This window comes from Limosilactobacillus reuteri, assembly GCF_002254085.1.
Lineage (GTDB): Bacteria > Bacillota > Bacilli > Lactobacillales > Lactobacillaceae > Limosilactobacillus > Limosilactobacillus reuteri_K.
This window is the reverse complement of record NZ_NGPY01000017.1, coordinates 1-25,722: the sequence shown is the minus strand read 5'-3', so window position 1 is coordinate 25,722 and position 25,722 is coordinate 1. Positions and strand designations below refer to the sequence as shown.

Genomic DNA, 25,722 nt, shown 5'->3' with positions numbered 1-25,722 from the left:
GAGGCTGAGAGAAAACTTATGTTTTCTCTCAGCCTCAACTACTTTTATGAACAATAGAAAGATAACGTGGAAAATAACCACAAGGCTCGAGTCTAAGTACGAACGATAATCAGCCCGTGCCGTGCTAATCATCGTCCTAGCTTAGCCAACCGCCTTGTCGAGGAGGTTATTTTCCACTCTCGTTTTTATATAATTAGTATATAAAAAAGCGGATATCTACCATCTTTTTTATTGAAGACGGACATTTTCTTCTTTACCAATTTCTTCGTCAAAATAACCTAATCCATTTACTTCGAGTGTTTTTAGATAAGCTATTAGTTCAATGGCGGAACTAGGACCCAATTCATTTACTGCATTCAAGCCAAGGCCAGTTGGAACCGTCTCACTCATTGCTGTAATTTGGTTATTATTCTCAATATGAACTTGTGAGCAACTAATTGCCCATCGATTATTGATATTTGGAGCAAAAACAAAGAAGAGGTTAAAATCAGTTGAAAGGTATACTGGTAAGAACCAAGCAACCTCGTCTAGGCGTTCTGGAATGAGGTTACCTTGTAGCGCAAACCGGTTAATATTTTCTTCGCGAGGCGCTATATTGAGCATAAACATAGTATTTTCAAATTCTCTTGTTCCTAGCTTCATTTCAGGTGTAATTTTGGGCTTCATTATAATCTCCTAACTAAAGTTTTCACGGTAGTAGTTATACTTGTTTTTGATATCTTGAAGTGGTTCATCCATCACGTGCATTTTCCCGTGGGCATCGAGCTTAAAATTCTTTGCGATTACTTGATTAAATTGCGGCCGGAGACGAGGATATCGGATAAGAATTTTCTCAATGTTAGTTGACATAATATCGAGCGTGGCAAGATATTCAGGAACAAGAATTTTTTTAAATTCGTTAAACGTATCTGCAATCACTTCAGCATAGGCATGGTCAGCATATTTCAGTTCATTTTCCTCTAATTTATCGTAATACTCGTTGCTTGTCAGGCCACGTTCATTTTTGATGTTATATTGCTCATCGTATTGGTGAGTAAGGTAAGAATCCCAGTCACGGTAACAATAAGTAATCATTTGAATTACTAATTGTCGTCCTTCGGAATTAACGTTTTTTGGAACCATCTTCCCACGTGGATTTAACAAGTAAGGACGGATTAGTTGTCGCGTTACAATATCATAAAAGGTTCCTGGCACAAGTTCCTTATCTTGATTGTCCTCATACAAAGGGCCAGAACCCTCAAGTCCTTTTAATTCACGGAGGCTTTTACGAGTTTGGTTGACAGCATAGATAATATCTTCAATCTCTTGGTCAATTATTTTACGTTTACTAATCGTTTGTAAGAGGTTGGTATAGAGTCGGATTAAATTATGGAGTTCAGATTGTTGATTAGGATAGAAACCACCTTGTTGCTGATATTTTCTAGTTTCCCGTTCTAATTGTTGTTCGATTGCAAGTGCTTGATGCTCAATTTTAACCGGTAAGACTGATTGCGAAAAGCTATCTTTAGCAAGCTGCTGAACTGCTTCACGGATGATTGGGCGCATCTCACGAAAATCCGGAAAATCAAAGAAATTTTGAAAATCATTAACAAAATTTAGGTGTTTGTATACTGCTGATTTAAGATTTCGCTTCATAAATAATTCCTCCATTTTCTTTGATTTTAATATGAAAACAAGTAAGAAGATATTAGGGAATTAGATGAAAACCCTTATTTTAATTACATTTGCCTCGGCTATAATTGAATTTGGATAACAAAATACAGGAGATCATAATGAAAAAATTATTGAAACTTTTAGCAATCTTTTTACTGTTTAGCAGTGTCGTTAGCAGTTCGGCGATGGCTAGTTCAACAAGAACCGTAACCGATATGACGGGAGAAAAAGTAAAGATCCCTAAGAAAATTAACCGAGTTGCCGACTTATGGCACGCTAATAATCAGGTTGTCTTGTTATTAGGGGGACAATCTAAGTTAGTCGCAACTACTCCTCTTGTTAAGAAGCAATATTGGTTCACAGTGGTAGATCCAAAAATTGCTAAAGTTGCTGCACCATTAGTCGGTAATCAAATTCAAGTTGAAGAATTGGTAAAGACAAAACCAGACGTTGTAATTGCCTCTGATCAAGCGCAAATAAAGGAATCCCGGCAAGCAAAATTACCAACAGTTAATGCAATGTATACCGATTTTGCTGGGTTAAAGAAGTCGGTCACATTAACTGCAAATGTTTTAGGTGGGAAATCTCCAAGGATTGCTCGGCAATACAACAAAGAATTAACAAACAACATTAATCTTGTTAAACAGCATTTAAAGAGCCGGAAATCAACACCAACAGTTCTTCATATTGTTAATTCAACAGATCTTACCAAGGTTGATGGGCAAAAAACAATTGTTAATGAATGGATTAAACTAGCTGGTGGAAAGAATGCTATTTCTAAAAAGGGAAATCAGATTTCGGTCACGCCTGAAGAATTAATTAAGGTCAATCCTGATGTAATTATCGTTGGTAGTACGTCTACTGCCCAAGCACGAAAAGCATTACGTGCCAATAGCCAGTTAAGTCACTTAAAGGCTGTGCGCGAAAATAAAGTATACGGAAATCCTCAAGGTACCTTCCCATGGGATCGTTATAGCGCAGAAGAGGCACTGCAAGTCTTATGGGCAGCTAAGACGCTTCATCCCCAAGAAATGAAGAATATTAACATGGTCTCTGAAGTTCAAAAATTCTATCAAAAATATTACCACTACAATTTAACAGCTAAACAAGCAAAGCAAATTTTAGCTGGTGAAAATTAGTATAAGAAAACATCCCCTAAAATGGATATTAATTATCCAAAATAAGGGGATGTTTTTAATTATAACCTAATCTGACAAGTGTACCGTTGAAGGTCAGATAAATAAGTAAGAGTTAGTGGAACTTGATAGATTCTTTTTAGCTGTTCAGTTGTCATTAACTCCTCACGCGATCCAGTAATCATGGAACCCTTTGAATCAAGAAGACCAATTGTAGTCGGTAACATTAAAGCATGATCTGGAAGGTGGGTAGTAAGAATAATAGTGATTTTTTGCTGAGCTAGGTCTTGAATTAGTTTTAATATTTCGTACTGTCGACTTAAGTCAAGGGCAGCCATTGGTTCATCGAGAATTAACAAGCGTGGTTCTTGAAGCAGGGCTCGAATAATCGTAATTAGCTGTTGCTGACCACCGCTTAATGAAATAAAGGGATGATCACGAAAAGGCGAAAGATGAAATCGCTGTAAATAGTTTTCAGCAAGTTGAGCATCTTTCTGGTGCGGGGTTTGAAGAAAAGAAAGGTAGGGTGCACGGCCAGTTAATAGATAATCAAGCACTGTTAGATTGGAATTAATATGGTAATCCTGAGGAACATAGGCAACTTGTTGTGCAAGCGTTTTGTGCTTTAAATTTCCAAGCTCTTTTCCGTTAACTATTACGGTTCCTTCATTCGGTGTCAAAAGTCCGACTAAACAGTGGAGAAGAGTTGATTTTCCAACACCGTTAGGACCAAGGATAGTAAATACCTCTCCAGCTTCGAGGCTAAAGTTAACGTTGTGAAAGACTGGGTGCGTTTTTGAATAGGCAAAACTAAGGTTATTAACTTCGAGGACTTTCAATTTAATTGCACCTTCTTCTTAATTAGAATATAAACAAATAGGGGGGTGCCGATGAAACCAGTCAGAATGCTTAATGGGATTTCTCCTGCCGATAGAGATCGCGCCATTGTGTCGACAATTAATAAAAAGAGTGCGCCGATAACTGCTGCAAGGGGAAGGGTTTCTTTTGCATTATCACCAACTAAAAGTCGAGCAACATGAGGAATTACAAGTCCAATCCAGCCAATATTTCCGCTAAGACAAACTGTTGCAGCGGTTAAAAACGTACTGGCAGTGATTATCAGTAGTTGTTCCATGTCCACATTAATTCCTTCTAGACGTGCTTGTTGGTTGCCGAGCGAAAGAATTGTCATATGCCAGCGGAGAACAAACAGAATTATTGCCCCTACAATCAGAAAAGGAAGAACAGCAATAATATTTGAAAAATCGACTTTTGCTAAACTGCCTAGTTGCCAGTAGACAATGCTTTGTAATTGTGAATCTGGATCAGCAATATACTTTAGTAATCCAACCAAAGCCTGCATAAATCCAGAAATCACAATTCCAGCTAATACTAAAATTAAGGTTCCACGTTGATGAAGGGTATGAGCAATCAATAAAGTTAAACTAACCGCAATAATCCCACCAATAAAAGCAAAGAGTTGAGTAAGTCCAATACCATAGCCCAAGAGGATTGCACTAGCAGCTCCGGCAGCCGAACCATATGAGACCCCTAAAATATCAGGTGAAACTAAAGGATTATGAAAAACACTCTGGAAAGAACAACCAGCCATTGCTAGACCAGCGCCAATTAACAGGGCACTGATGATTCTTGGAAGACGAAGGTTAAAAATAATGTTTGCTGCGGCTGGATTATTTTGTGGGTGAAAGAGCGTTTGAATGATTATGGTTGGTGAATAATAAATCCGTCCACAAGAAAGAGCAAGAACTATTGCGATAATAACTAATAAAATCGCAGTAAAAAGGGTTATGTGATAATGATGATTAGTGATTAGAATCTCTTCCTTTTCTTAAGAAATTAGTGATTTCATCAGTAACTGTTTGCTGAGCAACTGGTAGGTCTTCGTAGTCAATTTTTAATGAAGATGCTAATGGTGAGGCGTCATGTTGACGCAATTGATGATCAAAAATATTTACCGCGTTTGCAAATTTTGCCGGACCAAAATTCTTGTCTCCTACACCTGCAATATAATACGTTAGTCTTATGGGAGAAAACTGACAAAGATAATTATAAAACTTTTCTTCAGGTGCTGTCAGCTGTCCTTCGCCATAAGTACAAGGACAGAGGATAAGTAAATTAATACTATCCAATTTTATTTGGAGGGCCTCCTTAAAAGAAAGAAAAATGGCAGATGGAAGTAAAGTCTGATGAATAAAGTTTCCTAATTCGAAGTTATGACCATAGAGTGTATCGTAGAGAATTAAAGTGTTCATTGATTAATCGTCCTTTCATTCAGATGCTAGTATAACAAGTCTCTTAAAATCCTATTATTAGGGATTTGACTAATTCTAAAGAACTATAATCGTGTGTAATAATAAGCATGATAAAGGCGGGTGATTATTGTTGCATTATTTACGAATAAGCGATGAGCCTATTGAGGTAAGTGAAATGTATAAACAGCTCGTTGCTCCAGAGTACGGAGGAATTGATATGTTTGTCGGCACTGTTCGTCAATGGACTGGCGAGATCGAGACTACTAAGATTGAGTATTCCGCTTATCATCCAATGGCAGAAAAACAATTAGAAAAAATTGCAGCACCGATTGAAAAACAAGGAGGACGCGTTGTTGTCGCTCACCGAACTGGCGAATTGGGTCTTACTGATATCGCGGTATTCGTAGGCGTGGCAGCACCGCATCGGGCAGAAGCATTCAAATGGTGTCAATATGTAATTGATACACTTAAGCATGAAGTACCAATCTGGAAAAAGGAATACGATACAGATAAGATAAGGTGGGGAAACTAATGGAAATTAACGTTAAATTATTTGCGTTTTTACAAGATCAGTTAGGGCCATCTATAACTCTTGATGTTACTAATCCTATTCGAGTAGACGCCCTTCTTAAGCAAATTAGCCAGCGTGCACCACAACTGACGTCAACTTTAGCAAATTCGCGAGTAGCCATTAATCAAGAATTTGTTAACGCTGATACAATTAACTTAGAGGCCGATGCTGAAATCGCAATCATTCCGCCGGTTAGTGGTGGCTAGATCATTCTAAAAGATAGTTAGAATTAAATAGGAGGAGGACTTGATTATGTCAAGTGTTAAAGATGTTGCTCATGGGAGTAGGCGAAATGCTTATACTGCATTAATCCTCTCCACGCTTGCAATGATTGTTTGTTTTATGTCGTGGTCTAACTTTGCTCCACTTGCATCCCAGGTCGCCGAGATGTTCAATTTGGATGTATCGCAGCGAACGTTATTATTAGCAACGCCTGTCCTTTTGGGGTCAATTATGCGAATTCCAGTGGGGATCTTGAGTGATCGTTATGGTGGGAAAAAGGTCTATTTGATTTTGATGGCTTTTATTTTGATTCCACTAATTATGATTCCACATGTCCATTCATTCGGGATGTTGCTCTTTGCTGCATTGCTCGTTGGGATGTCAGGAACATCATTTGCTGTTGGAGTTTCTTATGCTTCAGTTTGGTTCCCGCCAGAACAGCAGGGACTAGCTCTTGGGATTGTCTCAATGGGAAACATGGGGAATGCTGTAGCTGCAATGACTTTACCGTATATTTCTAAGGCGGCGGGATTTGATAGTGTTTATTACTTCTTGATTATTCTTACAGTGATCTTTGGTGTTCTCTTTGCAGTTTTTTGTAAGGAAATGCCAGTTGATAAAAGCAAGACGATTAAAGGCGCATTATCTGTTGCCACAGACAGTGGAACATGGTACCTATCACTGTTCTATTTCCTTACATTCGGTTTATTCGTTGCCTTTACAAATTTAACGCCGACATTCTTAACTGGGATGTTCCATTATACTCCTGTTACAGCAGGTCTTTATTCAGCCTTATTTGCCTTTGTATGTACGTTAGTTCGGCCATTTGGTGGTTACCTTGCCGATAGGAAACGACCGATGGCATTATTACAATGGGTCTTTGTAGCAATCGTTATCTTTGCTATTTGGATTATGCTTAGTTTCCACAATCAATTCATGTTTATCGCAGGAATTGTTTTGGTTGGTCTTTCTGCCGGAATAGGTAACGGGGTTGTCTTTAAAATGGTTCCGTATGTATCCCAAGGTAATACAGGAGCAGTTACTGGTTTTGTTGGAGCTGTTGGTGGCCTGGGGGGATTCTTCCCACCACTAATTATTGGTTATATTTACCAATGGACAGGTAGTTATGAGCTTGGAATTGCGCTCTTAGCGCTAACCGGTGCAATTTGCTGGTTTGCTCTATGGAAACATTATATTCATGGTGACGTTCATATCGTTAAATAAGCACATTAAAAAATGGAGATGAGGATAATTTCTTCCTTAATCTCCATTTTTAGTTTTAAATTATTTTTTTAATTCTTCAACTAGTTTAAGCAATTCATCCTGAGTTTGACCAGTCGGTAATACTTCAATATCAAGGATTAACTGGGAGAAGATGTCGGTGATTAGTTGTTTGACATCATCAGTGCGGCTAAGCACTAAGTTATAAGCTTGGTTAAATATCTCTTGTGAAGGACGATGATTTGAAGAGAAAAAATTATTAAACCATTGTGGATCTTGTTGACGAGCGAATAAAAGTGCCAGTGGATACTGCCCAGCCGTTATCATCTTTATAAACAAGTTAGGATCATTGCTAAGCTGTTGAAACTCATGTGTAATATAACTAGCAGTACCAAAGGCTTGACCAATCTGTCCTGCAAGCGAGACAATTTCATTTCCTGCTCCACTAAGGACGGCACTTTGTTTTGCGGTCATTGCTCCAAGTAATCCCCACCGTGCTTTAACATCTGCTAAATAATCAGCTACCTTAAATTGCTGATTATAGTTAAACTGCAGTCGTCGAACCTGTGCAAGCATCACATCCCCAGCGTCAGTTATCAACTCTTCAAGTACCTGTGGAGGATTACCTACAGTACTTAACGAATGGACAAAGCGATTCATCAAGTAGCTCGCAACATATGAATATGCCTTTTGACTAGCAAATTCCCCAGGAGTTAGGTTATTTGGTTGAAAAGAAGGAGGATTCAAATAAGTTGCTAATGCCAGTAGTTCTGGTAATTGAGCAGCTGTGATTTGATCAATCGTAAGATCTCTTTCGCTGAGGTGACTGAAAGCTTCAAAAATCGATAATCTTAGCAGACGTTCTTTTTCACCGGCATTAAGATTAATCATTTCACTAACCATTGGAGGATATTGATAAATAATGGTTGTTAATGCATCTGCCAGCCGTTCATCTGGTGTTAAATTCACAGTATCAGTCCTTAAATTTATTTACTTCAGCAATTATTTGTTCAGCAACGGGGATGAAGATATCACTGAAGTATTCATTAAAATCAACCTTTTTTATTTGCTTTTCAGTAAATTCTTGTGCACGGTGAAAAGCATCATTACGCATATTAACGATAAAGGTTTCTCGTTGATGTTTAAGTCGTTTATGAAGCTTATCATTGGCATTGCTCATGTAGAAGTAGTAGTAAATTTCGTAGAAGGTATTATCAAGAACCCAGAAGAGGGTGCTCCGTCGAATGTTATCGCTTATCATCTCAGTAAAGGAATTTTTACCAAGAAGTTCATGGTTAACGAAAGCACCAGCAGATAATACGACTGCTTGTACTTCATGCATATCAGCCATGTAACGGCAAAATTGGTTGATTTCATTTTCCGGAACACTAAACCCCAGCTTTTCTTTTCGTTCAGCCTCAGTCATCTTGGAAAAAGTAATCCGATATTCTTGCATCACATTTTGACTATCAGCAATCAAATCCTTTTCGATAGTCGTTAATAAAGCAAAATTATCCTGCATAAATTTCTTAATAGTTTGCCATATTTTTTCAATTTGCTCGTTAAAGTTTGTAAAAAGATCTTGAACTGTACCTATTCTTTTTTTAACCACTTCTTTTTTCTCTGCATGAGGGGCATATTGGATTAGAAGAGGAATATCATTGTTATGTTCATCTAAACCATGCTTAGATCGTTGTTCATTTTCATATTTTTTAAGTTCATCAAGATCAACGAGGCCGAGGGGCATTACATTAATTTCGCCATTTGTAAGCATGATTTGTAAAGCAAATGGCGTTGTGGCTTCTTGATTCTCAACTAGTGATTTTAAGACATCAAATAATTTTTTACGATTTTCAAGGTCATTATCTGGGTCTGCGTAAAAGCCTGCAGTATAGATCGATTTATTTTCGTAATCTCGTTTTAGCTTATCTTGAATATCCATCTTAATTAATTCTCCTTTGCTGATTGGGTGAGAAGTTGTGCAAGCTTATTACGACCGCGATCAGTTAAAACAGCATTTTTTAAATTTATCTCTGCTAATGTTGAACTAAATGATTCGTCAATAACTGCTCCAGAAATATATTGGTTTTCAACTGCATATTTAGTTGTTAAAAACAGGTTGGAAACGGGATTAACTTGTCGACTATTAGTAAAGCGTTTGCGAGCAACATCACTGAGGATTCCCCGTAACTCATCCTCTCGACTGAGGTTCGTCGCCATTATAAATCCACTCCTTTAATCGTATTTCTTTTATTGTAAAAAAATATCGAAGTAAATAAAATCGGGGATTCTTCTTAATTCAGAATCTCCGCTAGTTAAAGGTCAATTAAATGGTGATGAATAGCATATTGTACTAGTTCAACCCGTCCATGTAAATGAAGTTTGCGTGAAATATTTGCTTTATGAGCTTCTACTGTCTTTGTTGAAATAAACATCTTTTGGGAGATTTCCTTATTTGAATACCCTAAAGCAATAAGTGGAAAGACTTCTTTTTCTCTTTTAGAGAGACCATTATAGCCCTTTAACTTTAAGGTGTTACCAGAAGCATTTATTTCCTTAATGTCTTTCTTACTAACAATGATGTTTGCATCAAGGTATTTTTCACCATTTATAACATGTTTAAGGGCGTTAACAATTTCGCTATCCGGTGAACTCTTCAAAATATAAGACATTGCGCCATTTGCCATTGCCTTATTGATATACTCCTGTTCTTCGTGCATCGAGAGAATGATAATTTTAACTTTTGGAAACTTGTCATGGATTCGCCGAGTCGTAATCAGACCATTTTCGCCAGGGGGCATACTTAAATCCATAATTAAAATGTCAATTCCACCTTGTTCAACTCGAATATATGTATCTGTTCCACTCGCTGTCCCATCAACCACCGTAAAATTCGGCTGAAGATCGACTAAATATGAAATTCCTGAACGAACGATTGCGTGATCGTCTGCAACTAAAACGTTATACATTTGTTCTCACCGTATCCTTATTTAAATTATTATAGGGAAACTTCACCTTGACTGTCGTTCCCTTATTAATTTTTGATGTAATTGTAAAGGCCCCATTATATGCCTTAACGCGTTCATTCATATTCATTAATCCAAGTGAATGCCCATTAAATCCGCTATGCTGTTCAAGATCAAAGCCGATACCATTATCAAGGATCTCTAACTGAAGGTAACTATTATGGTTGGTAACAATAATAGTTATTTCTGTTGAATGAGCATGCTTAATTGCGTTATTAATTGCCTCTTGTGTAATTCGGTAAAGAACGTTTTGGATATTTTTTTGCAGTTTTTCGGCAGAGGTAAGGGCTATAACATTAATCGTGATTCCTGTACTATTTTGAAGCCGTTTTGCCAAAGCTTTGATTGCTGGAATTAAGCCAAAATTATCGAGCACCGAGGGGCGGATATCGAGTGCGAGCTCTTTAATTTCTTTAAGGGTCGTTTGTAACTGTTTTTCGATTGCAGCACTCATTGATTGAAACTGCTCAGTGTTTCTTTGATTTTGCACCGTTGCTAATCTTTGAATACCCATTATTGCCGCGTAGATTCCCTGCGCAACACTATCGTGAAGATCTTGTGAGATTTTTTGCCGTTCCTTTTCATGCGCTTCATTGACATATTGATTGAGAATTCGTTGCTCCTCAACTTGAGAAAGGCGCTGCTGTTGCTCACGATTTTCAAGAGTCAAGGCAAAGATATTTTCCTTATCATCAAGAGGAAGATAAACCATTGAAAAATGAAAGGGATGAGTAGCATTAGAATGGAATGTTATCGGAACTGTAGCTCCCTTTAACCGCTTTTTAATCAGACATGACGCACAGTTATCATTTTCTAGTTGTGACCAAGCGTTTTTTCCAATTTGTAATAGGTAATTGACATCTAAATTAAGCATAGTAACTAACCGTTGTGCTGGCTCATTACTAACTAAAAGATCATCATTTTTAAACAAGAAGATTGCATCTGGTGATTGATTAAAATATTTTTGTATCCAATTAGCTGTTTCAAGCACGATCTGCTTCCCCCCCAATAAAATTCCCCAATTGCTATCATAATATTCCTATTTTATATAATAACGCTTTCTTTGGTTAGAAGCAATGATAGACAACTTAAAAGGCAGGGCTAGAAAAGCGCTGCTTCTTTTAGTCCTGCCATCTAAGTTTTAAGGATGTCGTGGTAAACCCATCGATGGTCCTTGGAAATACTTGGTTGCACTAAACTCAAATTCCGGATCCTGGAATTCGCGGTAATGATCAAAATCAGCTTGAATTTGTTGAATTTGGTCATCCAGTTGCTCTAATTCAGCATCTTTTTCCAGCGAACTCATTTGTTGGTTTACTTCTTGTTCCCGATTTTCTAACATTGTTCGTCTGATTGTTAAGTCATTTAAGACAAGAGAAATTAGTTTTTGAAAATCAGGATTTGTCATTGAATCTTTACTTTTCATTTAAATCGACCTCACGATAGTTTAAATTTGAAAATTCGGTACTTGAGCGATATACAAGGGGATAACACCCGCATTTATTAGTGATGAAACTACGTAATCGCCAGTCACTATTATTATCAACCCAAGTAGTAACTTGTTCATTGCTAATTGAAAAATGAGCTAATGAATAATGTTTATGCTGACTTGTTACAATATAAGAGTTAGATGTACGAGCAAGAATGGCAAGTGCATCTTTTGTGATATATGGATAATCAACAGCTAAAGTTAAATAGTCTTGAACAACGGAAAATTGACTAGTACAAGCAATAATTGCTGAAAGGGGACCATGATGATCATAAGGAGGAATATCACAGATAATCTGCACAGCCGGTACTTGACCAACTAATTCTATTATATGTGCACGATTTGTTTCATTAGCACAAACAATGATCTGCTGACAAAGGGGCATTAGTTTCTCAACTGCTAGCTGTACATTGGTAGCTGGTAATCCTGGAACATGATAAGTGGCCTTGTCTTTACCAAAGCGAATAGATTTGCCGCCCGCGTATACTAATCCAATCATCATGCATTCTCCTTTATTTGTTTTAAGTAGTTATAGCACCAGTTTACAATTGTATTTTTCCCTAGTAAGTCAGCATTTATCCCACTAAAAATACTACCGGTTTTAAGCGGCGTAGTAGGAGCAATATTAGTAGGATCTTCGCCAGGCTTTAATAATAAAATTTGCGGATATTGAGTGACTTCCTTATGGCCTTCAATTAAGACAAAATCATTGTCGTCACTTAACAACTCAACCATTTCCGTTAAAGCCGGAACATTACTTTTTTGATGAAAGAAAAATTCAGTGGCAGATTGTAAGATAACCTGGTTTGCTCCAGCGTTACTCATTCTAGCACTGTCAGTAGTTGGCACATCCATTGTAGCATTATGGGCATCATGTTTAAGAGCAGCTACTCGATATCCTTCTTTTGAAAGCCTTTCGATTAAAGCCGTCGTGATAAGAGTTTTCCCGCTTTTCTTATGACCGATTATTTGAAGGGTAATAGCCATGCGTCAGTCTCCGTTCCGACCTTCATTGGAGTTGTACTATGCGGAATCAGTGCCAAACAGGTCGTCGTCTGGAGGTTAGCTAATGAGCCAGATCGGTTGATTCCATTTGGATAAACATAAAACTGATCATCTTTGAATTCATAAGTACAACGAAGGTAACGATCAAAGCCGTTAGTTTTATTATATGGGGCTGCTAATATTGCCCGTACTCGCTTAATTCGGCTTGCTTGGTGTTGATAGCGTCGAATCAGCGGTTCCATGTAGAGATAAAAGCCAGTAAAACAAGCGCCTGGATTTCCAGAAAGAGCCATTACTAACGTATTGTTTTGAACAAAGGCAGTCGTAACGCTTCCTGGTCGTTGCTTAATCTTATTAAACAGCAATTCATCAGCTTTACGTGCTTCATCTCCAATGAAATCAAAATCACCGACAGAAACGCCACCATCAGTAATTACAATTTCATGAGTTGCTATTTGTTCTTCAAGAGTCTGCTTGATAAGATTAGCATCATCTGGTAATTGGGTTTCAAAATCAACAATCCCACCAGTTTCTTCTACCAGATTTTTTAACATAATGCCATTACTATTAAAGATCTTTCCCTGTTCAATTGTCTCATTAGGGCCTAATAATTCAGTTCCAGTAGCGATAATTGCAATCCGTGGTTTTTTATAAACTGTTACTTCTTGAACACCAAAAGCCGTTAAGACTGCTAGGCCACCGGGATTTATTTCCTGATCTTTTGCTAAAACGATATCACCGCTTTTTACATCAGTACCAGTTTCTGTAATGTTAGTTTTACTCTCAGTTGTAATAATTTGAACCTTATTTTTCTCTTCAGCAGGACGAGTTTTTTCAATTCGAATTACTTTCCCCGCATCAGAAGGGACATATGCACCAGTCATAATTCGGACGGCATCCCCTGACTGTAACGGTTGATCCCAAGTTGCTCCAGCTTGAATCTCTCCTCGGACATTAAACTCGCGGGGGAAGTCATGATCATCGCTGGCTAAAATTGCATACCCATCCATTCCGGCTCGGCGAAAATGAGGATAGTCATAATGAGCATGGACATCCTCAGCTAAAATACGATGGTTAGCTTCTGATAGGGGAATTGTTTCTGTAGTTGTTTTCAGGGGGATTTCGTTAATCTTTTTCTGTGCCTCGGCAACAGAGATTGGTGTCCTTCTAGTGAGCATGGTGGTGAACTTCCTTTCGTTGGGAACTGCTTTCAAATAATAAATGTTCATATTCTGGCAAAATTAGTTTACTTAGAGCTGTTTGACAGGCATTGTGGGAACCTGGCAAACAATAAGTAAGCTGGTTGCGGTAGTTAAATCCGGCTAGTGCTTGTGATGCAAGGGCTCGGGTACCGATTTCATCAAATGATATCTGGCGAAATGCTTCCCCAAAACCAGGAATTAGGCGTTTTAGAAGAGGGCGGATGGCTAGAATTGTAACATCTCGTTGGGCAATTCCCGTTCCACCATTAGTAATAATGATATTAGGAGATTGTTGTTCTAATTGGAGGTAGGCAGTTTGAATATTGACAATATCATCATTAACGATTAACCGATCAACTACTGATAAGCCCGCGTTAGCCATCTTTGTAGCAATTAATTTTCCAGAAGTATCGCTATCTAATGTCCGGCTATCGCTAACTGTTAAAATTGCGATGTTTTTCATGATATATCTTCTTTCATCAAAGTATTTAACGACTTAAACTGTTTCTGGGCAATCGCCGAAGTGGGTAAGTCATACATAACAATCTTACCATTCTTGAATATACTTACTGGACGATTTTTCCATTTAAAATGAAGAAACAATCGATTTGCATTAACTAAGAGCTCTTTTTTAGCCAAAAATTCTTTAAGTCTGCCAAAATCAATAGTTTTCTCTTTGACCGTATAATATGCATTTTCCCCACATAACATATGTAATTCTGGTACTGATTCTTCTTCCAAAGAAATGCTGCTAGGATTAGCGCAAGCCGGACAATGGCTATTTTTATTAATGATAAATTTACTAAATTGGATTGACCAATTATCAATAGTGATCAATTCATTAAAGTTAACCTGTGTCTTATCAACCAGATAATGAAGCGCTAAAGATACTTGTACTCCCGCTACAATAGGAATTAAAGCAGTATTAACCCCAATTAAATCACAATCATTTTGCTTTAGTTCATTGATATTAGGAAAAAGGCAATTCAAACAGGGATGATTTTGTGGTGAAATCGCCATTACGTTTCCATAGGTTCCTGCACAGCTGGCAAACAGATAATCAAAATTTTTGATGATTGCCAATTTGTTTAATAGATCGCGTGCTTGATAATTATCAAGACAGTCTAAACAAAGGGTAAACTGATATTCGTCAATAAGATCAGCAGTAATTGGCGCTGGGATTGCAATAATTTGACATGCTGAATTAATTTTATGTAAATGTTCTTTAGCTGCTTCGACCTTAAGCCGTTGTTGGTTAGCATCTTCTTCGGTGAAAAGCGATTGACGTTGAAGATTAGTTACATCAACAGTGTCAGGATCAATTAAGACAAGCCTTTTAACTCCGGCACGGACAAGTTGCTCAGCTGTATAACTTCCCAATGCCCCTACACCGACAATCATAATAGTTGCATGGCTAATTTTTTGTTGACCAACGACACCAATTTGATGTACCCTTTCTTGACGATCGTAACGATTCATGGTTATTAACACCTCATTTAGTTCGAAAATATAGGTATTTCCCTAGTCGTAGTATAGCAGTTATGGTGCTAATCTTTACATTAGGGAAAAGACTTACTTTATTTTTAATATTGGTAAGCCATTCAATAAAGGAGGTCAATCAACGATGAAGTCACGGTTCTTTAACAAGGTTGATAAGTTTAATGGAACCTTTACACAACTTGAAGAAAATAGTCGTCGTTGGGAAAAGCTTTATCGTCAGCGATGGGCGCATGACAAAGTTGTTCGAACAACCCATGGAGTCAACTGTACAGGCTCATGTTCTTGGAATGTTTATGTCAAGCAAGGAATTATTACTTGGGAACATCAAGCTACAGATTATCCATCATGCGGATCTAATATTCCAGGATATGAACCACGGGGATGTCCACGGGGAGCTAGTTTCTCTTGGTATGAATATAGTCCCGTTCGAATTAAGTACCCATATATTCGTGGTAAATTATGGGAGCTTTGGACTGCTGCCAAGAAAGAACATGAAAATCCCTTAGATGCGTGGGCAAGTATTGTCGAAGATCCAGAAAAGTCTAAAAAGTATAAAATGGTTCGAGGACACGGTGGCTTAATTCGTGTTCATCGTTATGAAGCATTAGAAATAATTTCAGCTGCCTGCTTATACACAATTAAGAAGTATGGGCCCGACCGTATTGGTGGTTTTACCCCAATTCCTGCAATGTCAATGATGAGTTTCAGTGCTGGAGCCCGATTCATCGCCTTAATGGGTGGGGAACAAATGAGTTTCTACGATTGGTATGCTGATCTACCACCTGCATCTCCCCAAGTTTGGGGTGAACAGACTGATGTTCCAGAATCTGCAGAATGGTATAACAGTTCCTACATTATTATGTGGGGATCAAACGTCCCATTAACTCGGACACCAGATGCACACTTCATGACAGAAGTTAGGTACAAAGGAACAAAGATTGTAGCAGTTAGCCCTGATTATGCTGAAAATGTAAAATTCGCTGATGACTGGCTTGCACCAGAACCAGGTAGTGATTCTGCGGTGGCTCAAGCAATGATTTATGTGATTTTAGATGAATTCTACCAAAAGCACCCAGTCAAACGTTTCATTGATTATTCCAAGCGATTTACTGATTTGCCATTCATGGTTGAATTGGAACCAAGTACAGCAAATGATGATCACTATACACCAGGTCGTTTTGTTCGGATTAGTGACTTAGTTGATGATGATACGATTGTCAATCCAGCATGGAAGACGGTGGTTTATGACCAAAATAACCACAAAATTGTTGTTCCAAATGGAACGATGGGTCAGGAATATAATGCTAAAGAAAAATGGAATCTTGAATTATTGGACCAAAATGGCAATAAGATTGATCCGGCACTTTCTATTAATGATCAAGGTGGAGAAACTGAACAAATTATTGCTGATTTCCCTGCATTTAGTAATGACGGAAACAGCGTTGTTCAACGTCATTTACCAGTTAAAAAACTCAAATTCACAGATGGCCAAGAACACTTGGTAACTAATGTTTATGATCTGATGATGGCTCAAATGGGAATTAATCGGACTGGTAATGATGAACTTGCTGCTAAAGATGCAATGGATGCTGAAAGTTACTTTACTCCTGCTTGGCAAGAAAGCCGTTCGGGAGTAAAAGCAGAGCAAGTTATTCAAATTGCTCGTGAATTTGCCCAAAACGCGGCCGAAAATGAAGGTCGAAGTATGGTAATCATGGGTGGTGGGGTCAACCACTGGTTCAACGCCGATATGAACTATCGAAATATTATTAATATGCTGATGTTGTGTGGTTGTGTTGGTATGACTGGTGGTGGTTGGGCTCACTACGTTGGTCAAGAAAAGCTCCGTCCACAAGAAGGTTGGGCAAATATTACCTTTGCTAATGACTGGGAAAAAGGTGGTGCCCGGCAAATGCAAGGTACTACTTGGTATTACTTTGCTACTGACCAATGGCGTTATGAAGAAATTGATAACCAAGCTCAAAAGTCACCGGTTTGGAAGAGTAAACATTCTTACTTACATAATGCTGACTATAATCAAATGGCAATTCGTTTAGGATGGTTACCATCATATCCGCAATTTGACCGTAATCCACTATCTTTTGCAAAAGATTACAATACAACTGATATTGATGAAATTTCAAAGAAAGTTGTCGATGAATTGAAGAAAGGGACTTTGCATTTTGCTGCTGAAGATCCTGATGCTAACCAAAATCAACCCAAAGCCTTCTTCCTATGGCGTTCAAACTTATTTGCATCTTCTGGCAAAGGTGCTGAATACTTTATGAAACACTTATTAGGTGCTGAAAACGGATTACTTGCTAAGCCAAATGATCGAGTTAAGCCCCAAGATATGGTTTGGCGTGACAAGGGAGCAATTGGTAAGTTAGATCTTGTTGTTGATATGGACTTCCGCATGGTTTCAACACCTATGTACTCTGATGTTGTCTTGCCAGCTGCTACTTGGTATGAAAAGAAGGACCTTTCATCAACTGATATGCACCCATTTATTCATCCATTTAATGCAGCAGTCAGTCCGATGTGGGAATCAAAGTCTGACTGGCAACAATTCAAGCTCTTAGCAAAAACTGTTTCTGAAATGGCAAAGAAATACATGTCAGGAACAGTTTACGATCTTAAGAGTGCACCACTTGGCCATAATACCCAGGGAGAAATTGCTCAACCGTACGGGAAAATTAAAGATTGGAAGAATGGTGAAACTGAACCAATTCCAGGAAAAACAATGCCTTCCTTGAAATTGGTTACTCGTGATTACACCAAGATTTACGATAAATTCATTACCCTTGGACCTAATATAGTGAATAACTATGGCTATAAAGTCGATGATCAATATGATTATTTAAAGGGAATGAATGGAACTGCCAGCGAAGGCATTGGTGCAGGCTGTCCGTTACTTGATGAAGATGAAAAAGTATGTGATGCAATCTTACGGATGTCAACTGCTTCCAATGGTAAACTCGCTGACCGAGCCTGGGAAAAGAAGCAAGAGCGAACTGGTGAACATTTAACAGATATTGGCCGTGGTCATGCTGATGATTCAATGTCATTTAAGCAAATCACTGCTCAACCACAAGAAGCCTATCCAACACCAATCGGAACTTCTGCTAAACATGGTGGGGCTCGATACACACCATTCTCATTAATGACTGAGCGAAATATTCCTACATTTACTCTTACAGGTCGTCAGCATTTCTACATTGATCATGAAATTTTCCGTGAATTTGGTGAAAATATGGCAACTTATAAACCATCCTTACCACCAGTTGTAATGGCCCCAGGAGATGTTGATGTTCCACCAGTAAAAGATGAAGTTACACTTAAATATATGACTCCTCATGGTAAATGGAATATTCATACGATGTACTACGATAACCTTGAAATGTTGACATTATTCCGGGGTGGTCCAACTATTTGGATTAGTCCCCAAGATGCTGATAAGATTAAGGTAAAAGATAACGACTGGATCGAAGTTTATAACCGTAATGGGGTTGTTACTGCGCGGGCGGTCGTTTCTGTTCGGATGCCTGAGGGGTCAATGTACATGTATCACGCCCAAGATAACGAAATTTACGAACCTCTTTCTACCATTACCGGTAATCGTGGGGGCTCACATAATGCACCAACGCAAATCCACGTTAAGCCAACACACATGGTTGGAGGATACGGCCAATTGAGTTATGGTTGGAATTACTATGGACCAACTGGGAACCAACGTGATCTTTATGCAAATGTAAGAAAACTGAAGAAGGTGAACTGGAGTGAAGATTAAAGCACAAATCAGCATGGTCTTAAACCTCGATAAGTGTATTGGTTGTCATACCTGTTCAGTAACTTGTAAGAATACATGGACAAATCGTCCAGGCGCTGAATACATGTGGTTTAATAATGTTGAAACTAAGCCAGGTGTCGGTTATCCAAAACGCTGGGAAGATGAAGATCAATACCATGGAGGGTGGACCCTTAATTCAAAAGGTAAATTAAAATTACGTGCTGGAAGTAAATTAAATAAAATCGCTCTTGGCAAGATTTTTTACAATAATGATATGCCAGAGTTAGATAACTACTACGAACCATGGACCTATGATTATAAGACGTTATTTGGCCCTGAACAAAAGCACCAGCCTGTTGCTCGTCCTAAGTCGCAAATTACTGGCGAAGGAATGGAATTAACCACTGGTCCTAACTGGGATGATGACTTAGCGGGATCAACTGAATATGTCCAACAGGATCCTAACATGCAAAAAATTGAAGGGGATATTAAGAATAACTTTGAACAGGCATTTATGATGTATCTTCCCCGATTATGTGAGCACTGTTTGAATGCTCCTTGTGTAGCCTCTTGTCCATCAGGCGCAATGTACAAACGAGATGAAGATGGGATTGTTTTAGTAGACCAAGAACGCTGCCGGGGATGGCGTTTTTGCATGACTGGATGTCCCTATAAGAAGGTATACTTTAACTGGAAGACTCATAAGGCTGAAAAATGTACTTTTTGTTATCCGCGAATTGAAGAAGGTCAACCAACAGTTTGTGCCGAAACCTGTGTCGGTCGAATTCGATATATTGGTGCTATTCTATACGATGCTGATCGAGTAGAAGAGGCAGCATCAACTCCTGATGAGAGTAAGCTGTATGAAGCACAACTTGGCTTATTCCTCGATCCCAACGATCCTGAAGTTGTCAAGCAAGCACTCAAGGATGGCATTTCTGAAGAGATGATTGAAGCTGCACAAAAGTCACCGATCTATAAAATGGCAGTAAAAGAAAAAATTGCCTTCCCACTTCACCCAGAATACCGGACAATGCCAATGGTTTGGTACATTCCGCCGCTATCGCCAGTTATGAGTTACTTTGAAGGACGGGACTCAATAAAGAATCCTGAAATGATCTTCCCAGGAATTGATCAAATGCGGGTGCCTGTTCAATACTTGGCAAGTCTATTAACTGCAGGAAACGTTCCTGTCATCAAGAAAGCCTTATATAAACTTGCAATGATGCGGCTATACATGCGTGCTAAGACTAGTGGTCGGGATTTTGATAGCAGTAAACTAGAACGAGTTGATTTAACAGAAGAACGGGCAACATCACTTTATCGTTTACTGGCAATTGCTAAATATGAAGACCGCTTTGTTATTCCAAGTAGCCAAAAGGCAGAAATGGAAGATGCACAAACCGAACAAGGTAGTCTTGGCTATGATGAATGTGAAGGCTGTGCATTAGCTCCCCAACACAAGAGTATGTTTAAAAAGGCAGAAGCTGGCAAATCAACTAATCAGATTTATGCTGATAGTTTCTATGGAGGGATTTGGCGTGATTGATTTTAGACGATTGACAGATTTAAAGGATATATTTGCCGTTCTTTCCCGTTTGATTGACTATCCTGATACAGAAACATTTTCACCAGAGATTCGTCAACTATTACTTACAGATAACGCATTATCAACAGCAACGCGAGGAGAATTATTAAGCCTTTTTGATGAATTAGCCGCACTATCTTCAATCGAAGTCCAAGAGATGTACGCTCACCTTTTTGAAATGAATCGACGTTATACTCTTTATATGTCATACTATAAGATGACCGATTCCCGTGAACGAGGAACCATTTTAGCACGGTTGAAAATGTTATATGAGATGTTTGGTATATCAGAAGCGACCAGTGAACTTTCTGATTATTTGCCTCTATTGTTAGAATTTCTAGCATATGGCGATTATGCTAATGATCCGCGTCGTCAGGATATCCAATTAGCATTAAGTGTGATTGAAGATGGAACTTATACCCTTTTAAAAAATGCAGTGACAGATAGTGATAGTCCCTATATTCAGTTAATCAGACTTATACGTTCATTAATTGGTTCGTGTATTAAAATGGAGGTGCAAGAAGATGCATAATGGCTGGTCAATTTTCTTATGGGTTATTTATCCATACATAATGTTGGCATCATTTTTCATTGGAACATTTGTTAGATTTAAATATTTTCATCCCTCAATTACTGCCAAATCAAGTGAACTTTTTGAAAAGAAATGGCTAATGATTGGAAGCGTTACTTTCCACATTGGAATTATTTTAGCTTTCTTTGGTCACTGCTTAGGAATGTTTATCCCGGCAAGTTGGACAGCTTACTTTGGGATTACTGAACATATGTACCATATCTTTGGTTCATTAATGATGGGAATTCCAGCAGGAATCCTTGCATTTGTCGGAATTGCAATTTTGACTTATCGGCGAATGACTTGTTCTCGTGTTTATAAGACAAGTGATATCAATGATATTATTGTCGATTGGGCTTTATTGGTTACAATTGCATTAGGTCTAGCATGTACTATTACGGGTGCATTTATTGATTACAATTATCGGACAACAATTAGTCCATGGGCAAGAAGTCTATTCGTTCTTAATCCTCAATGGCAATTGATGCGTTCAGTGCCATTAATTTATAAAATTCATATTCTTTGTGGATTAGCAATTTTTGGTTACTTCCCATACACCCGGTTGGTTCACGCTTTAACACTACCTTGGCAATATATTTTCCGTCGTTTTATTGTCTATCGGCGCCGTGCAAGGGTTTATTAGTATATAAGAAGATATAATAAAAGCATCAGATTTCTTTACAGGGAAATTCTGATGCTTTTATATTACGATTATTCGTGATTTGTTCTTGTAAAGGTAACAATTGTACTAGCTAAAATTACTAAAATAGCTCCTAAAACCAGGGAAGGAGTTACCTGAACAGGAAAGAAAAATGAAGAGTAAATAATAACAATTACTGGACCAAGTGCACGAACAATATTTGCTTTACCAGCTGTAATAAACTGTAAGCTAGTATAGAAAAGAAGTAGTGACATGAAGCCATTAAAGAATGCTCCACCAAAATTAAATGCAACTGCTTGACTAGAAATATGGCTAAATGACGTTCCTGTTATGAGAGCATAGCAGAAAAGTAAAAGAGCCGAAGTAAAATGGTTAAAGAACAAGACATTACTTGGCTCTTCATCACTAACTAGATACTTAGCCACGATATTGTTGGCGGCGTACATTAGTGGATAGATGAATGCACAAATCAAGCCGAGAAGATTATCACTAAATTGAAGACGACTTCCTGAAATAAAGAAAGAACCAAGAATGCAAAGAATAATTGCTAAATAATCCCACTTTGTAATCTTTTCCTTTAAGAAGATATAAGATAGAAAGAAAACGTAAACTAAATACATCCGAGCAATAAGGGTAACCGTGATTGGACTTAGGGTTGAGAGGGCAATGTATTGAAGAATAATTCCGATTGCATTTGTTCCACCCAAAAGCCATAACCACATGCGCTTAAGATTGGTCAAAGAAACATGTTGACGAGTAATGAGGATTGTTGCAAAAGTAAAAATTGCAGCAAACGCACTAGTAAAGATTCCCCCAACAACCGGACTTAAGCTAGTAAGTGAAAACTTGTTTAGAACTGGACTAATACTACTAAATAGGAGAGAAACCAGATTTAATTCAATTCCCCATAATTGCTTCTTTGAGACACTTTTTATATTCATTTAGTCACATCCAATACATTTTATTACTTTAATCCTAATGAATTATATCCTTAAGTCTATTAGGAAAATGACTAAATATTTTAATTTACATAATATTCAGAATAATAACTATTCGAATTTGAAATTTTGAACCACTTTATCAAGGTCTTCTTGTTCAATCCCCAGATAGTGGCGCGTATTCCGTTCGGAAGAGTGGTTAAACAACTGGGAAATGATTTCAACGTTAACCCCCTTCTTATAGAGTTGGCGACCAAAAGTTTTTCTAAAAGAATGTGTTCCAATCTTAGCAACGATTTTATTATTTTCCGTTTTTCTAGCCATTCGTTGCAACATCTCATAAAAGCCATGCACCGAAAAATGGCCTTCTTGTTTTCCGGGGAAAAGGTAATCATTTTCATCTTTGTAATCTAAGTCGTTAAGATAATCAATAATCTCAGCAAGGCAATTATTCCAAAAGAGGGTTTTAGCTTTACCAGTTTTTTGTTCAATAACACGGGTTTTAGTTTTGTTTAGAACATGACCAACCCTTAATGTCACAACGTCTGATGCTCGTAATCCGTTATTAAGGGCAATTGCAATTAGTAATAGGTTCCGGTTAACCAATTCAGGACGAGAATGCAACTTAATTGTCTCACGGAGCTGATCATATTCTTCAAGAGTTAAAAATTTAACATTCTCTACCCATATTTTCCGTTTACCCTTAATTTGACCGTTAGTTTTATTTTTGGGAATATAAATTCGCTTTTTAGTTGACATAATATTTATTCCTTTATTAGTTTGTGAGGTAATCAACTAAAGTAGGGACGATTTTCTCTCCTTCTTTCCGACCAGTTTCGTAAAGTGCTCGAATCTTCTTAACATTTCCTTCAATCCGTTTAATCTTGATTGGTTTAGAGGGAGCGATATTAAAGATCTTTCCTTCACGAGCTAGGCGATTGATTTCAGCAATCTGTTGGTTGTAGAGAAGGGGGCGATCGATCCCTGCTTTAGCAAATTCAGGATAATCTTTATATACCATGTTATATAACTTCTTTACAGCAGAACTGGATGGCTTCTTCCGGTAATTAACATCTCTGGTCCGGACAACAACAATCTTGTCATATCCTTGTTGTTGTGCAATATCAAATGGAATAGAATCTGTAATCCCGCCATCAAGACAAGGCCCTTGGGATGTTTCCTGTGGATCTGAAAGAAAGGGCATCGAAGAAGAAGCTTTGAGGGCATTGGTTAGCTCCTCACCAACAGGATCCGTAAACAAAACTGTTTTTCCTGTTTTCACAGAAGTAGCGACTGCTGTGAAATGGGATGCTGAACGCCGATAAGCTGCCTCGTTAAAATTCTGCCAAGAATATCCGTGATCCTCAAAAAGATAATCAAGATTGATTATTTGCTTTTTAAATACGCGAGCCATCGAGATATATTGACGATCGTGCCGATGATTAATATTAATATTGGCCGCGCGTCCATATTGCTTAGAAACGAAATTAACTCCACAAAGCGAACCAGCAGAAACGCCAATTACACTTCGAAATTCAATATGGTGAGCGAGAAATGTATCAACTATTCCGGCAGTATATTGTCCACGGAATGCGCCACCTTCTAAAACTAATGCTGCATTATATAACATAAACTGAAATAACTCCTTTTTGTCCGCTAAAAATAGCAAAAATGACTTAATTTTTAGTGAGACACTTTTTCAATAAAATTATACAACAGTCTCACACGAAAATATAGAATTTTAAAAGCTTATTATATCAACGTTTATTCTCAGTTAACGTAAGACTCTTTTATCAAAAGAGTCTTACTAATTTTAAAATAATGCAAAAAGCGGGATAAAAATAGTAATTCCCTCTCAGACAAAATGAAAATCATTTTAATGAATAGTAGGTCATTAAAATTCGTCTCAGAGGGAGATAAGTAGTACTACCAAAAGTGAGTAGACAGTAATTATTTAAATATGAACTTTTTATGAAGAAACTATTGATAATTTAAGATAATCATAATAAAAAGGTGCACAGTTAATTATTAAACGTTTAGCAAAAAAGTAAAAAACGGGTTATTTCTATGCTAGAACGCAAGGAACATAAGAAAATGTATAAAGCGGTAAAAACTAGGCAGTCGTTAAACTCTCTACTGTTGCGCTGGTATTTGGTGCAACAACTATAAACGCATCCTCAGACATAAATATTGAAAATAATGATTCTTCTACTGTACAAGTTACAACAGGCAATAATGATATTGCTGTGTTTTTGAAGCAAGTACTGGTTTAGAAAATTATCAAGGCGAGGACCAAATTTATAACTGGCTAAATTATGGCGGAGATGATGCATTTAATATCAAGAGTTTATTTAGAATTCTTTCCAATGATGATATTAAGAGTCGGGCAACCTGGGCTAATGCAGCTATCGGTATCCTCAAACTAAATAAGGACGAAAAGAATCCTAAAGTGGCAGAATTATACTCACCATTAATTTCTGCACCAATGGTAAGTGATGAAATTGAGCGCCCAAATGTAGTTAGATTGGGTAATAAGTATTACTTGTTTGCCGCTACCCGCTTAAATCGAAGAAGTAATGATGATGCATGGATGAATGCCAATTATACGGTTGGTGATAATGTGGCAATGATTGAATATGTTGCTGATAGTCTGACTGGTCCTTATTAATATCTTTAGACCTGGTTGACTGCGCGAGCAGAGCGAGTGCACGAAACAAAAAACCACCTGCTATGCGGGTGGGCGATAAAAATTATATAAAAAAGGCCTCTTTTGCCTTAAGATGTAGGTGTTCAAGCCAAAGTCAATAAGGGAAAAGAGGTTATATAAATATGGCTAATAAATTAAATAGCTTAGCCCATACGAAGTGGTTATGTAA

Annotated in this window: 27 protein-coding genes and 1 pseudogene; 9 read left to right on the top strand and 19 right to left on the bottom strand. The window is 37.8% G+C overall.

What is annotated here, in order from left to right:
• Positions 1-228 precede the first annotated feature (228 nt).
• Both CBG10_RS04640 and CBG10_RS04635 read right to left on the bottom strand, forming a co-directional pair.
• Positions 229-666 (bottom strand): hypothetical protein, encoded by a 438-nt coding sequence (locus CBG10_RS04640; RefSeq protein ID WP_094511804.1) that lies wholly within the window; start codon positions 664-666, stop codon positions 229-231.
• A 9-nt stretch (positions 667-675) separates the two neighbouring features.
• Positions 676-1,635 (bottom strand): hypothetical protein, encoded by a 960-nt coding sequence (locus tag CBG10_RS04635; protein ID WP_019251280.1) that lies wholly within the window; start codon positions 1,633-1,635, stop codon positions 676-678.
• 137 nt (positions 1,636-1,772) lie between these two features.
• Here CBG10_RS04635 and CBG10_RS04630 point away from each other — a divergent pair, with 137 nt between their 5' ends.
• Positions 1,773-2,792, top strand: coding sequence for an ABC transporter substrate-binding protein (locus tag CBG10_RS04630; RefSeq protein WP_094508815.1), 1,020 nt, complete (start codon positions 1,773-1,775; stop codon positions 2,790-2,792).
• Positions 2,793-2,851: 59 nt separating this feature from the next.
• Here CBG10_RS04630 and CBG10_RS04625 read toward each other — a convergent pair whose 3' ends face one another.
• Genes CBG10_RS04625 through CBG10_RS04615 form a run of 3 tightly spaced genes read right to left on the bottom strand, consistent with a single transcriptional unit; the run spans position 2,852 to position 5,062 of the window.
• A complete protein-coding gene (locus tag CBG10_RS04625; protein ID WP_003673988.1) occupies positions 2,852-3,628 on the bottom strand; it encodes an ABC transporter ATP-binding protein in 777 nt (258 codons plus the stop codon).
• Positions 3,625-4,599, bottom strand: coding sequence for a FecCD family ABC transporter permease (locus CBG10_RS04620; RefSeq protein ID WP_405076818.1), 975 nt, complete (start codon positions 4,597-4,599; stop codon positions 3,625-3,627). The genes CBG10_RS04625 and CBG10_RS04620 overlap by 4 nt, the downstream gene beginning before the upstream one ends.
• A gap of 13 nt (positions 4,600-4,612) precedes the next feature.
• Complete coding sequence (locus tag CBG10_RS04615; protein WP_094511800.1) at positions 4,613-5,062, bottom strand: flavodoxin domain-containing protein; 450 nt, start codon at positions 5,060-5,062, stop codon at positions 4,613-4,615.
• Between the two features lie 130 nt (positions 5,063-5,192).
• Here CBG10_RS04615 and CBG10_RS04610 point away from each other — a divergent pair, with 130 nt between their 5' ends.
• The 3 genes from CBG10_RS04610 to CBG10_RS04600 are packed head-to-tail and all read left to right on the top strand — an operon-like array spanning position 5,193 to position 7,079.
• Positions 5,193-5,594 (top strand): molybdenum cofactor biosynthesis protein MoaE, encoded by a 402-nt coding sequence (locus tag CBG10_RS04610; RefSeq protein ID WP_035151184.1) that lies wholly within the window; start codon positions 5,193-5,195, stop codon positions 5,592-5,594.
• The gene (locus CBG10_RS04605) at positions 5,594-5,839 is read left to right on the top strand and encodes a MoaD/ThiS family protein (RefSeq protein WP_094508823.1); all 246 of its coding nucleotides are present in this window, start codon (positions 5,594-5,596) and stop codon (positions 5,837-5,839) included. Before CBG10_RS04610 ends, CBG10_RS04605 begins: the two co-directional genes overlap by 1 nt.
• A 46-nt stretch (positions 5,840-5,885) precedes the next feature.
• Complete coding sequence (locus CBG10_RS04600) at positions 5,886-7,079, top strand: nitrate/nitrite transporter (RefSeq protein WP_035151173.1); 1,194 nt, start codon at positions 5,886-5,888, stop codon at positions 7,077-7,079.
• 60 nt (positions 7,080-7,139) lie between these two features.
• Here the strand turns inward: CBG10_RS04600 and CBG10_RS04595 are convergent, their stop codons facing one another.
• The 11 genes from CBG10_RS04595 to CBG10_RS04545 all read right to left on the bottom strand — a co-directional run bounded on the left by CBG10_RS04595 (position 7,140) and on the right by CBG10_RS04545 (position 15,277).
• Positions 7,140-8,045: a polyprenyl synthetase gene (locus CBG10_RS04595; protein WP_094508827.1), complete on the bottom strand. Its 906-nt coding sequence runs from the start codon at positions 8,043-8,045 to the stop codon at positions 7,140-7,142.
• 4 nt (positions 8,046-8,049) lie between these two features.
• Positions 8,050-9,018 carry a hypothetical protein gene (locus CBG10_RS04590; RefSeq protein WP_094511798.1) on the bottom strand — a complete coding sequence of 323 codons (969 nt, stop codon included), beginning with the start codon at positions 9,016-9,018 and terminating at the stop codon, positions 8,050-8,052.
• Positions 9,019-9,023: 5 nt separating this feature from the next.
• The gene (locus CBG10_RS04585) at positions 9,024-9,296 is read right to left on the bottom strand and encodes a hypothetical protein (protein ID WP_003663628.1); all 273 of its coding nucleotides are present in this window, start codon (positions 9,294-9,296) and stop codon (positions 9,024-9,026) included.
• 95 nt (positions 9,297-9,391) lie between these two features.
• Positions 9,392-10,045: a response regulator gene (locus CBG10_RS04580; RefSeq protein WP_003673997.1), complete on the bottom strand. Its 654-nt coding sequence runs from the start codon at positions 10,043-10,045 to the stop codon at positions 9,392-9,394.
• Positions 10,038-11,093, bottom strand: a complete 1,056-nt coding sequence (locus CBG10_RS04575) for a sensor histidine kinase (RefSeq protein WP_094504413.1) — start codon at positions 11,091-11,093, stop codon at positions 10,038-10,040. Before CBG10_RS04575 ends, CBG10_RS04580 begins: the two co-directional genes overlap by 8 nt.
• 150 nt (positions 11,094-11,243) lie before the next feature.
• On the bottom strand, positions 11,244-11,528 hold the full coding sequence (locus CBG10_RS04570) for a hypothetical protein (protein ID WP_019251282.1): 285 nt from the start codon (positions 11,526-11,528) through the stop codon (positions 11,244-11,246).
• Positions 11,518-12,093: an NTP transferase domain-containing protein gene (locus CBG10_RS04565; protein ID WP_225361478.1), complete on the bottom strand. Its 576-nt coding sequence runs from the start codon at positions 12,091-12,093 to the stop codon at positions 11,518-11,520. Before CBG10_RS04565 ends, CBG10_RS04570 begins: the two co-directional genes overlap by 11 nt.
• Positions 12,090-12,578 carry a molybdopterin-guanine dinucleotide biosynthesis protein B gene (gene mobB, locus CBG10_RS04560; RefSeq protein WP_019251284.1) on the bottom strand — a complete coding sequence of 163 codons (489 nt, stop codon included), beginning with the start codon at positions 12,576-12,578 and terminating at the stop codon, positions 12,090-12,092. The genes CBG10_RS04565 and mobB overlap by 4 nt, the downstream gene beginning before the upstream one ends.
• The gene (locus CBG10_RS04555) at positions 12,557-13,774 is read right to left on the bottom strand and encodes a molybdopterin molybdotransferase MoeA (protein ID WP_094511796.1); all 1,218 of its coding nucleotides are present in this window, start codon (positions 13,772-13,774) and stop codon (positions 12,557-12,559) included. The genes mobB and CBG10_RS04555 overlap by 22 nt, the downstream gene beginning before the upstream one ends.
• Positions 13,764-14,261: a MogA/MoaB family molybdenum cofactor biosynthesis protein gene (locus CBG10_RS04550; protein ID WP_094511794.1), complete on the bottom strand. Its 498-nt coding sequence runs from the start codon at positions 14,259-14,261 to the stop codon at positions 13,764-13,766. The genes CBG10_RS04555 and CBG10_RS04550 overlap by 11 nt, the downstream gene beginning before the upstream one ends.
• Positions 14,258-15,277 (bottom strand): HesA/MoeB/ThiF family protein, encoded by a 1,020-nt coding sequence (locus CBG10_RS04545; RefSeq protein ID WP_094511792.1) that lies wholly within the window; start codon positions 15,275-15,277, stop codon positions 14,258-14,260. The genes CBG10_RS04550 and CBG10_RS04545 overlap by 4 nt, the downstream gene beginning before the upstream one ends.
• 145 nt (positions 15,278-15,422) lie before the next feature.
• Here CBG10_RS04545 and CBG10_RS04540 point away from each other — a divergent pair, with 145 nt between their 5' ends.
• Genes CBG10_RS04540 through narI form a run of 4 tightly spaced genes read left to right on the top strand, consistent with a single transcriptional unit; the run spans position 15,423 to position 21,890 of the window.
• Positions 15,423-19,088, top strand: a complete 3,666-nt coding sequence (locus CBG10_RS04540) for a nitrate reductase subunit alpha (RefSeq protein WP_094511790.1) — start codon at positions 15,423-15,425, stop codon at positions 19,086-19,088.
• Positions 19,078-20,637, top strand: a complete 1,560-nt coding sequence (gene narH / locus CBG10_RS04535; protein WP_003663646.1) for a nitrate reductase subunit beta — start codon at positions 19,078-19,080, stop codon at positions 20,635-20,637. Before CBG10_RS04540 ends, narH begins: the two co-directional genes overlap by 11 nt.
• Positions 20,630-21,208: a nitrate reductase molybdenum cofactor assembly chaperone gene (narJ, locus tag CBG10_RS04530; RefSeq protein ID WP_094511788.1), complete on the top strand. Its 579-nt coding sequence runs from the start codon at positions 20,630-20,632 to the stop codon at positions 21,206-21,208. Before narH ends, narJ begins: the two co-directional genes overlap by 8 nt.
• Positions 21,201-21,890: a respiratory nitrate reductase subunit gamma gene (gene narI / locus CBG10_RS04525; protein WP_094511786.1), complete on the top strand. Its 690-nt coding sequence runs from the start codon at positions 21,201-21,203 to the stop codon at positions 21,888-21,890. Before narJ ends, narI begins: the two co-directional genes overlap by 8 nt.
• A 68-nt stretch (positions 21,891-21,958) precedes the next feature.
• On the opposite strand, the gene CBG10_RS04520 is transcribed toward narI, so the two are convergent.
• From CBG10_RS04520 to CBG10_RS04510, 3 genes are all read right to left on the bottom strand, one after another.
• The gene (locus tag CBG10_RS04520; RefSeq protein WP_094511784.1) at positions 21,959-22,849 is read right to left on the bottom strand and encodes a DMT family transporter; all 891 of its coding nucleotides are present in this window, start codon (positions 22,847-22,849) and stop codon (positions 21,959-21,961) included.
• Positions 22,850-22,957: 108 nt separating this feature from the next.
• Positions 22,958-23,605, bottom strand: a complete 648-nt coding sequence (locus tag CBG10_RS04515; protein ID WP_066035837.1) for a site-specific integrase — start codon at positions 23,603-23,605, stop codon at positions 22,958-22,960.
• A 16-nt stretch (positions 23,606-23,621) separates the two neighbouring features.
• Positions 23,622-24,476, bottom strand: a complete 855-nt coding sequence (locus CBG10_RS04510; RefSeq protein WP_019251293.1) for a patatin-like phospholipase family protein — start codon at positions 24,474-24,476, stop codon at positions 23,622-23,624.
• A 618-nt stretch (positions 24,477-25,094) separates the two neighbouring features.
• Here CBG10_RS04510 and CBG10_RS04500 point away from each other — a divergent pair.
• Positions 25,095-25,511, top strand: a pseudogene (locus CBG10_RS04500) (glycoside hydrolase family 68 protein); the annotation flags it as partial.
• Between the last annotated feature and the right edge of the window lie 211 nt (positions 25,512-25,722).